Genomic DNA, 9,072 nt, shown 5'->3' with positions numbered 1-9,072 from the left:
GGTTTAGAGCTTATCCATACTTTGGGTAATCTGAAATGCCATGATTACCCAAAGTCCTAACACGAAAATGTCCAAAAGCGATTTTAGGCGTACCTATTTCGTATATGGTAACTTCTATAAACTAGATCGAGAAAACACGATATTGTTTCTGTTGCGCTTGGCTCGTTTGTACTTCCATTTGCTTACTGGGAATTGTTTATCCCAAGAAGTCATTAGCTGCCTTTGCTATTTCAGAAATTAACACATAACAATGGCCCATTATCGGGTAGTTTTTTTTGCTGCATTCCAAACCTGCAGACCTTGTGCGCTATTAGGTTCACCTGAGGGAGAGGGGAGTGATAAAAAATCGGAATTTTGGCCTTATTAGTAATTCAAATGAGTCTTTAATCTAATTGGCTTACCTTAGATAATAACTATTGCGCTAACTGACTACTTCAATAAAATATCGAGCTATTCCTTCTCTAAACGTTCTTCCACCACTAGTTGCATTCTTATAGTGATTGCCCCTGATATCAATCATCATAGCGCTACAATACTGCCAGTGTTTTGCATCCCGAGAATAATCTAGTTGTCCTAATAAGTTGCCAGCCCTTTTCAGATTATCCAGTGAATATTGATTACTAATTAGGTCATGAATAACCAAGCCAAGTGCTTGCCAGATTTGTGTAGAGTAGTGAAAACCGTCACGGTTGTATTTTAGTTGTTTTTGGCAAGACTCTAGCCACGCAGAGAAAAAAATGACGATGGCGGGTTTAATTCTTTCTAGTCGAGGTCTATCTATTGTGCTGCCATCAGATAGCTGATTGATGGTTTTAGTCGACATTCTAAGCCTACTTCCACCAATAGCGGCTAGAATCATATGCAACATAGTTGATTCAGTTGTAATGAACGGATCACTTTTTGTAACTCTTGTGGCTTTTGATGACATTCCCCCAAATTTATCCAGCCTAAGTTCTTTCTCTAGTTGATAAATTAATGCCTTAATGGGTGAGTCACTAGTTATTCTTGCGAGGTTAACTGAGTGTAGCTGAACTTCTCTTTGATTAAATATTTTACACAACCGTAAAATATCACTTTGATCTAAGTTATTTTTGTCATCAAAAAAAATTGTAATATGAAGATGATGACCGGCAAGCATCTGTCTTACGCGGGGATCAACTCCCTTTTGTTTTTGATTTACGATGAAATTAGGAAATTTCAATTCATAACCTAAGAGGTTCATGATTGCACAGTAAGTCAAAATCCCATCAACCAGAAATGCAGCCTTAGGCTTGTATCTTATTAAATCTAATGAGGCCTTTCTCTTAGAAAGCAAACTCTCATCACTTACAGCAATAGTAAGCGATAAAGGAGTAGTGAATTGTTCCGAACATAACCCATGAACAATTTCCTCTTCTAACCTTCTGATTCTATTTTGGTTAGTCGCATTAACTAACTCTGAAAAAATAAGTTCAAGGTCTTCGGGTAGGCTTTCAAATGGAGAAAAGTAATTTTGAACCTCTGTAGAAGGAATTAAGCACAGAATAGATTTACCATTTCCGTACTTCTGGTCTGCCGATAACCCCAATACTTCAATCTCTGAACTAAGCAATTGTTTTTCCAGAATTAACATTTAAATTTTATACAGATTATAAATAAATTATATATCTTTGCTTGATCAGGGCGGCGCCCCGATCAATACTACTGTATAAGTTTTTTAATTGGTGTTCGAGGTGTAAGATGGAAAACGACAAAGTAAATTCGTTTGAGGAAGATCTTGTATGTGGTTTAGTAAAAAAATACCAACCAGTATCAAGAGCGTATCTCGGGAGTTCCAAAGAGCTAAAAGATGGGTCTCAAGAGTTTCTTTCACGAGATGACATGAATGGAATTTTTAAAGAAAAATCATGCCAATATCCATGTCTAAAGAGAATTAAAACATCAATCAGATATGACGTAGTGTACATAACCCCTTCTGTAGCAAGGGATATTTTGCGTTTTTCAAGTCGAGGTGTCATTAATCCACACAATAAAAATAGACGTATAAGCAAGGCTGAAGTTAAACGATATACCGCTGCGATGAATGATGAAAAGTGGTGTTTAACTGGTGAACCAATTGTATTTAGTGATGATGGTGAACTGCTAAATGGTCATACTCGATTAGAATCAGCCGCTAACTCATCTAAGGGGTTTATCACAGTTATTATTTATGGTGTAACAGATGACTTATCATTCGCACATATAGATGTTGGCAAAATTCGATCACGAGCCCAGGTTTTAGAAATGGCGGGAGTGACTGTAGATGCAAGTATTCTATCCAAAGTGGCAATGTTGGCGAAATCTTTTGAACAGACGAAAAACCCTTATGCTTTTCGTGGTACTCAAGGAACGTCATTCCAGCAAGCTGAAATTCTAGAGTATGTGGAAGCAAAGGAAGAGCTTGCCTTATCTGTCAATTTTGTCGCTGAATTAGCAAAGAGGCATAAGCGTGAGATTCAAGCTGCAATTCATATTTATGCATTCGCTCATTATCTGATTAAATCGGAAATGCTTAAATATGAAGGCGTTATAGCCATTACACCGGAGGATTATCTATTGCGATTGATATCAGGAATAGGCATACAGAGTGAGGAGGATATAGAATATCAAGTGAGAAACTTCTTACAGACACAAGTTGGGGAATCAAGTTCTTATGCACTCGTTTGCCGATTAAGTAGTATTTTCAAAGGTTGGAATCATTACCATAACATTGATATTGCAGGAAACAAAATTGCGGTACGTCGTGTTGCTAGATACAAGAAAGATGCTGATGGTAACCGTATGCCAGCTAAAAGTGCCGGTAATATTAATGAAGCATTTACTTATCCATTCGCAAAAAAAGGGCCAACACCATCGAAAATTCGTAAACAATCTAATTTACAAATCGTTTGAAAGTTGTAAGCTCTAATTTTCTAAGTTCTCCTAGTAATGCTTTTCAAATTTCATTGGTGAAAATTCACCTAAATAACTCTACGTCGAGAGTCCGCTTGATGTTTTTTCCTCATCAATCTTCCTTTAATTCGCGGATTAGGTATGGAGATAAACAGCGTTCAACATTTGCAACTGTACCACTATTTTTTAAAGATGTTACTATAGATAACAGCACTTTAGTGTTCATTGCTAATTGCTCTTGAGCTTGCTTAACTTGCTCGGTTAATTGTGCATTTTTTGAAATTATGGCTGCTTTACTTTGCGTTGAGCCTTTGTGTAGGCTCGATGCATATGCACCACCAACATCATCAATTTGCTTATTTTTATAAGTATCAATAAGTTGTTTTCTGGTTGAAGTGGACAGAGTGCTCAGCTTACCTTGGATAATGCCTTTATTTACCAGTCTTCTATGGACATCTGTTGGTGTTATTGGACTGCGGTCATAACCTTCGGCAACCATTGCAATCAATTCTCTTTCGATCTCTGTGTCTAGATCTTTACCACGGAGCGTAGCCATAAAATTTCCTCATTTATAATGTCTGGTAAGTTGTTGGCAACACTACGTGTTCCCAACAACATTTATAAGATTATTTTTGCTGTCGAGAACGTTAGTTAAGTCCCTCACTAGGCATTGACGATTTTTCTAACGCCGCTGTTTTTTCATTAGCTCGATGCTCGATTGCAAATAGCGTTGCTAATCGAACGGGTTTCTTTTTGGCATCATATTCCAGTAGATTAAATGGTATCTTTTTGGCTTCAAAGGACCCACTTTGTTCACTCAGCATTTGAACATTCGCCTTCCGAGCGTTTAAAACCTCTAGGAGTTCGTCCGCCTCGTCTGGTGCTAAGATTTCTAAATAGTTGATCTTCTCTATTTCGGATTCAATACTCTTTATTAAAGACGCAACCTTGTCAGCCTCATCAGCACGTCCCGTCAGAGTATGGTAAGGGCAGGCCGTACCATCTTGACACATAATGTTAAATGGACACTCGATTACAGAGATCTTGCGCATACAGCTACCGAAGGCCAGTGGGGATAAGTCTGAGTGTACTCGAATAATATCCTGCTTCTCATTCTCGTCTTGAAATGCAGTTAGTTCATTCGAAAACTCTTCAAAGATATTCAAATCAATATCATCAAGCATGTCGGTAATGAACGAGGTTCTGTCGCGCTCTGTTGTAAATGTATGTAGGTTTTGCGCTAGCGAGTTTTCAAGTTTAAGGTCAGGGTTTAAGCCGATGATGCCAGTGTTTTTTACCTGATCAACACCAGTTGGACTCAATGAGTTACCAGTACCGGAATTGGCCTGATGGTAAGAAACTATGTCCGTAGTTAATGCTAGTTCTTGAATCGCAAGATGCTGGTATCTTTCGTTTTGTTTGATGTTAGCACGACCCATGACCATAGCCTGTAGATGTTCAGAGACATCTGCTATTGCTAAGAAGGTATTTTTATTATGGCGGGGCATATGGGTATTAATCTTGGTGAATTCGCCATTTTTTGTTCTTAGATTATAACGAGTAAAAATAGATGTGTTGCGTTTAATACCCATCCCCAAATATGCAGATAAGTGCCGATACCAGACTGGTGTTGCTAATGGCTTAATCATGCCTGAGTAACTTAATGCAGTTGAACCTACTGGCGTAATGAATAAAAGCTTTTCATATTCGACATCGTAGGAGTAGCCATTTGAAGAGTCCCGTACACGGTAAATCATGTCTGCGGAAAGCTCTTTAGATGCAGTTATAGTCTGCTTTAAAAAATCATCAATTTGCTTAAGTGTATAGAATTGATCTTTACGTTGTTTGTGATGCTCAAAGATTCTATGCGGTAAAAAGCCAGCTTTTTTAAGTTTCTTTTTTGCATAATGCTTCAAATCATTTAAACCCCTAATGCTATCAGAGGTGGACTCGTAAATGTGTGTGACTACACCTGCTAACTCAATTTCTGCTTCATTTAGATTAACAACGGTTGATTCTTTTGGGACTAGCTCTTGAGGGAGTAGTGTTTTAAAGTTATTACCACGACAATTAACAACCTGATTTCTTAAATTTTTTGTTAGCTTTATAGTATCCTTGAAAATGAATTCAACCAAATCTATTGCAAGGGGCTCAACCCAGTGAGTACGCATTCCAGCACCTTTTTTCCCCTGATAAACGATACCTAGATAATAGGTATGCAAGCCACGTTTTTTAAGTAACTTACGAACTTGTTCATCTTCAACTTCTAGCCTTTTCAATGCATTAATGGTTATGCCGGATAATTCTTCAAATCGCCAAGCTGTAACAAATAATAACAATGTCATATTCAACATTATTTTTTCGCTATCCTTTTGGACAAGATTTCGAAGACTTACAACATTAAGAAAATCCTGGATCTCAACTAGCTTTTCATTTTCCTCATCCCCAAGCCCCTCAGCAAATTCAGCCTCTCTAACCTTCTTGGTACTTGCTCGTTGAGGACGTTTAACCGTAACCATAAACTCAGGTTCGCTATAGGTAATTTGTTTTTTGCGAAGGACTTCCGCAATACCGTTTAAATAGGTTTGATCGTCCGCTAATGTACTTTGTTTGCGAAACGTAGCCAGCAATTCAGCAGTATCATTAAGTGTTTCTGACGATATATTGCAAGGCGATGGTTTGACTCCTGACATTAACAAACGAACATAAATGCGCTTTAAAAGTAGGGAAGGGGCAACCAGACTTGCTGCGCTAGGGTACTTGCCAGATTGTCTAAGCTTATAAACTAAAAATGCCTGAGTAAAATCAGAAAACAGCGTATCAATTAGAATGGTTTTACCATCCTCGATAACGATATGTTCGTAGCTTTCATCCTCTCGGAACAAAGCTTTCGAGCGAGTAATATGGATTTCCTTAAAGTTAACACCTGCGTTGGTAGGGCCAATAAGAAACCCCTTATTTGACCTATTATATATCCATGCTTCACCCCATTTTAGGTTGTTTTCATTCGGGGCTAGTACTGTTTCAAAATAACTTTTTTGTTCCGAAATAAATAATGTCAAATTTTCTTGAATTTCCTTCATGACAAACCTCCTTGAAGGCGATTTATAACCAACTTAACCTCGTGTCTGGCGTCCGTTGCGGTGCGGATCATAGGACTATTTTCGTAGCCAGATTTGTTTGTCACATCTATTAACTCAAAAAGTTCTTCGCTAAAAATTCTATAAACTTCTTCATGTGGTTCTAGATTTTTGAATGGGCGAAAATAGAAACATCCATAACAGCTCCTAACCTTGCATAAGTGACATTTAGCTTGCTTGCGAGTACAACCACCAATGTTTATAAATAGCTTGCCCTTCAACATTCCAGAAACTGTATGTCCAACCCACGTATCCTTATCGACTGCATACCCTGTAGTCATTAGACCTACCATATTCATCCAGACAGGATTGGAGCCTAAAGCTTTGTGTTGAACCATGGCTAACTCAGGTGTCGCCATGATGTAATATGTCGCAGCAACCGTCGAAGAATGCCCCAAAATATATGCTATTTCTTCGGCGCTTGAACCACTCATCGCCATTGTGTGCCCAACATTATGTCTAAAATCCGTGAGCACATAACGTTCTGGGATTAGTTCCTTATTGGCAATTGCCATTTTGGTTTCGTCTGACTGGAGAAAGAGCAAGCCTCTGTTTAAACTAGCATTTAAATCTGAACCAAGACGTACTTTGTCTGTTGTGAATAATTGGCTGTCTTTGGTAAGATTAAATCTGTTCATGTATTCCTCGAGCAAGAATCCAATAGAATCAGGAATAGCAATTTTAGCGCCATCAACGTTAACTCGACGCTGCTTGGCAAGTGGAACAGTGATGCTGTAACGGACCAAATTCGTTCGAGGGTTTTGAGCCTCACGCCTCAAAGAGGAACCTCGGAGTTTATCAAATTGAATTGAGCGCATACCTGTAGTATACGACAGTCCTAGGATTGTAAGGTCGGTAAGTTTAGCATCGGTAAGGGCGGCTAATCCTTCCTCTGTAGAGTGCTCGACCAATCCCTTGCCAATCAGTCGCTTTAGATGTGACGGGAAAGAGTTCTCAATGTCCTGATAGATAAGAAAAGCGTTCTTAACAGATGGAATAGTGACTTCCTCGAGTTTTTCATAATCAAGTATTGCGAATCTTGGCATTTCTATCCGAAATAGATGTCTGCAAGTGCGTTTTAAATCATAATATTTCATTGAGTCAGCATAGAACTCTGATTTTGCAAGGTTTTCAAGAGAGTCAAAATAAATATCAGAACTTAGCTCTAAGTCGCATATAAACGATTTGATATTATTAAACCTATTGAGCCGTATCGGTGCAGCCCTCATGTTAATATCGACGACACACACATATTTCAATAAATCCGTTATAAACTGATTTGGGCAAACCGTGTCAAATTTAACTTTATTGCCGCCATATTTAAACTCCCACACATCTAAAGATGGGTTAATTGATTGAGTATCGAAATCAGAATTCGTTGGTAAAACCAACCGATTAGGTAACTCTAACCCGCTAATAAATCGAATTTGTTCAGCACTTAGGGAGACAGGTGATGTACCGCTGAGTTTCTTGTTTAAATTACTCAAAATTCAATATCCTCATCAATTAGGTTGTCGTATAACGTACTGTTAAATATGTTTAGTAAAGACATATTGGCCTGATTTTGGATAAATCGCCTACCATAGTGTTGCGGCATTCTAGATTTTAGCGACCAACCACCTAACACTCTTAATTGCTCGATGCTGTCTTCCATGATCCCGGAAACCTTAACGGCTTTAGTGTTAATATATTTATCACTCGTTTGGCTGTAGATTGCAGCCAAAGTACTAAATGCCCATGTGTGCCGTAGCCAATGCGGTGTAATGTTTGCTGTTATTGCATCGCTATAATCGATGTTGAAGTGCGCAGGAAAATTTTTCTTAAATGATTTTGCAGTTCTTTCGAACTCTTTTAATATGCCGCGATAGGATAGGGGACGGTATGGTTTAACCGAAGATGCAAAAATAAAATCGTGGCCACATTGTTCATCTGTGGGTCTCGACTTGTTGTAGTAAACACCGAAAATTAAATTGTAATGTTCTCTGGTAATATCAATCTTTCTAGTACTTTGCATTGTTTTTATGGAAGGTTTCTGACTTCGAGTATCGTTATTGTCTTCAAGGTTTTGCACTATCATCAAAAATTTACTGCTATCTGTCATATAGGGTTTAAATGATATCTTTTGCAACAACTGAATTTCACCAACTCGAAGACCATACCGCAGCATCAACAGCCACATTAGGTAATTGCGTATTTGTATGGGCTGGCTAACCTGGGGGTTCAGTGGATTTTGCGCTTTTTTGGTGCTTGGTCGAATGACCTTTGAAAAATCAACACATTGATCAGCACTTAAACTATGAAGCGTGCTTGTTTGTGAGCCGCTGTCCCTGATGTATCTCTGGAAACTCTTTCGTGGTGTTTCTAGTTTCATTTTCAATAATTTGCGGTGTGCTAATATTTCTGTTTTAGACTGGTTGGTGTATCTAGAGTCCACGTAGATGTCGATTAGACACTTAATGAAACGAATGACTGCCAAGCATCGAGTTGAATGCGTCGTCAATTTCTTCGTGTCTGTATTTACATTTCCCGAAAATAAAACATGTAGATTCAATTTTCGTCCTGCAACCAAATATTCCCAGAACGGCTCTAGCTCATCAATTAAAAGCTCAATATCTTGGAATCCTGATTTGTATAGAGAGTAATCCAGAGTCTCACTAAATTTATCGAACCAGAACTCATAAAAAAACTGAACAGCCTGTAGCTCAGCTCGTTGCGTGCTGAATGCATTTTTACGTAGTTTGTATTCGCAATAGCGAAACGACAATAATGGGGGCAACATCGTTTCAGAATCACATAGGTACCAGAACTCATCTTTGAAACACATCGTTTTATACATAAAAACCCACAACGTTATGAACTAAATTGGCAGTACAAATATTCAGCATATGAACCAGAGTATAAGGACATATAAGGCACGTCAAGTGTTTTAGATAGTGTGTATAAGTTACTGATAAGGGGGGGCTATTGAAAAAGATTATAAACCTATGAACTAAAAGTGATATTCTTGATATTTAACATAATA

6 protein-coding genes are annotated in these 9,072 nt (G+C 38.2%); 1 reads left to right on the top strand and 5 read right to left on the bottom strand.

Annotated features, from left to right (window positions below):
- Positions 1 to 421: 421 nt before the first annotated feature.
- Positions 422 to 1,612, bottom strand: coding sequence for a hypothetical protein (locus Q4557_RS11365; RefSeq protein WP_303412772.1), 1,191 nt, complete (start codon positions 1,610 to 1,612; stop codon positions 422 to 424).
- A gap of 107 nt (positions 1,613 to 1,719) precedes the next feature.
- On the opposite strand from Q4557_RS11365, the gene Q4557_RS11360 reads away from it, so the two are divergent.
- Positions 1,720 to 2,910, top strand: coding sequence for a chromosome partitioning protein ParB (locus Q4557_RS11360; protein ID WP_303412770.1), 1,191 nt, complete (start codon positions 1,720 to 1,722; stop codon positions 2,908 to 2,910).
- 112 nt (positions 2,911 to 3,022) lie between these two features.
- On the opposite strand, the gene Q4557_RS11355 is transcribed toward Q4557_RS11360, so the two are convergent.
- The 4 genes from Q4557_RS11355 to Q4557_RS11340 form a co-directional block, all read right to left on the bottom strand.
- On the bottom strand, positions 3,023 to 3,466 hold the full coding sequence (locus tag Q4557_RS11355) for a hypothetical protein (RefSeq protein ID WP_303412768.1): 444 nt from the start codon (positions 3,464 to 3,466) through the stop codon (positions 3,023 to 3,025).
- 91 nt (positions 3,467 to 3,557) lie between these two features.
- A complete protein-coding gene (locus Q4557_RS11350) occupies positions 3,558 to 5,993 on the bottom strand; it encodes a hypothetical protein (protein ID WP_303412766.1) in 2,436 nt (811 codons plus the stop codon).
- The gene (locus Q4557_RS11345; protein WP_303412764.1) at positions 5,990 to 7,537 is read right to left on the bottom strand and encodes a hypothetical protein; all 1,548 of its coding nucleotides are present in this window, start codon (positions 7,535 to 7,537) and stop codon (positions 5,990 to 5,992) included. Before Q4557_RS11345 ends, Q4557_RS11350 begins: the two co-directional genes overlap by 4 nt.
- Positions 7,534 to 8,886 carry a site-specific integrase gene (locus Q4557_RS11340; protein ID WP_303412762.1) on the bottom strand — a complete coding sequence of 451 codons (1,353 nt, stop codon included), beginning with the start codon at positions 8,884 to 8,886 and terminating at the stop codon, positions 7,534 to 7,536. Before Q4557_RS11340 ends, Q4557_RS11345 begins: the two co-directional genes overlap by 4 nt.
- Between the last annotated feature and the right edge of the window lie 186 nt (positions 8,887 to 9,072).

The organism is Shewanella sp. 5_MG-2023 (genome assembly GCF_030547465.1).
Classification (GTDB): domain Bacteria; phylum Pseudomonadota; class Gammaproteobacteria; order Enterobacterales; family Shewanellaceae; genus Shewanella.
Note: the sequence above shows the minus strand (reverse complement) of the source record. Positions and strands in the feature narration are given on the sequence as shown.

Bases quoted from the DNA above. Each gene is read 5' to 3' on its own strand.
- Q4557_RS11365 (WP_303412772.1), bottom strand. From the start codon at position 1,612: ATGTTAATTCTGGAAAAACAATTGCTTAGTTCAGAGATTGAAGTATTG.
- Q4557_RS11360 (WP_303412770.1), top strand. From the start codon at position 1,720: ATGGAAAACGACAAAGTAAATTCGTTTGAGGAAGATCTTGTATGTGGT.
- Q4557_RS11355 (WP_303412768.1), bottom strand. From the start codon at position 3,466: ATGGCTACGCTCCGTGGTAAAGATCTAGACACAGAGATCGAAAGAGAA.
- Q4557_RS11350 (WP_303412766.1), bottom strand. From the start codon at position 5,993: ATGAAGGAAATTCAAGAAAATTTGACATTATTTATTTCGGAACAAAAA.
- Q4557_RS11340 (WP_303412762.1), bottom strand. From the start codon at position 8,886: ATGTATAAAACGATGTGTTTCAAAGATGAGTTCTGGTACCTATGTGAT.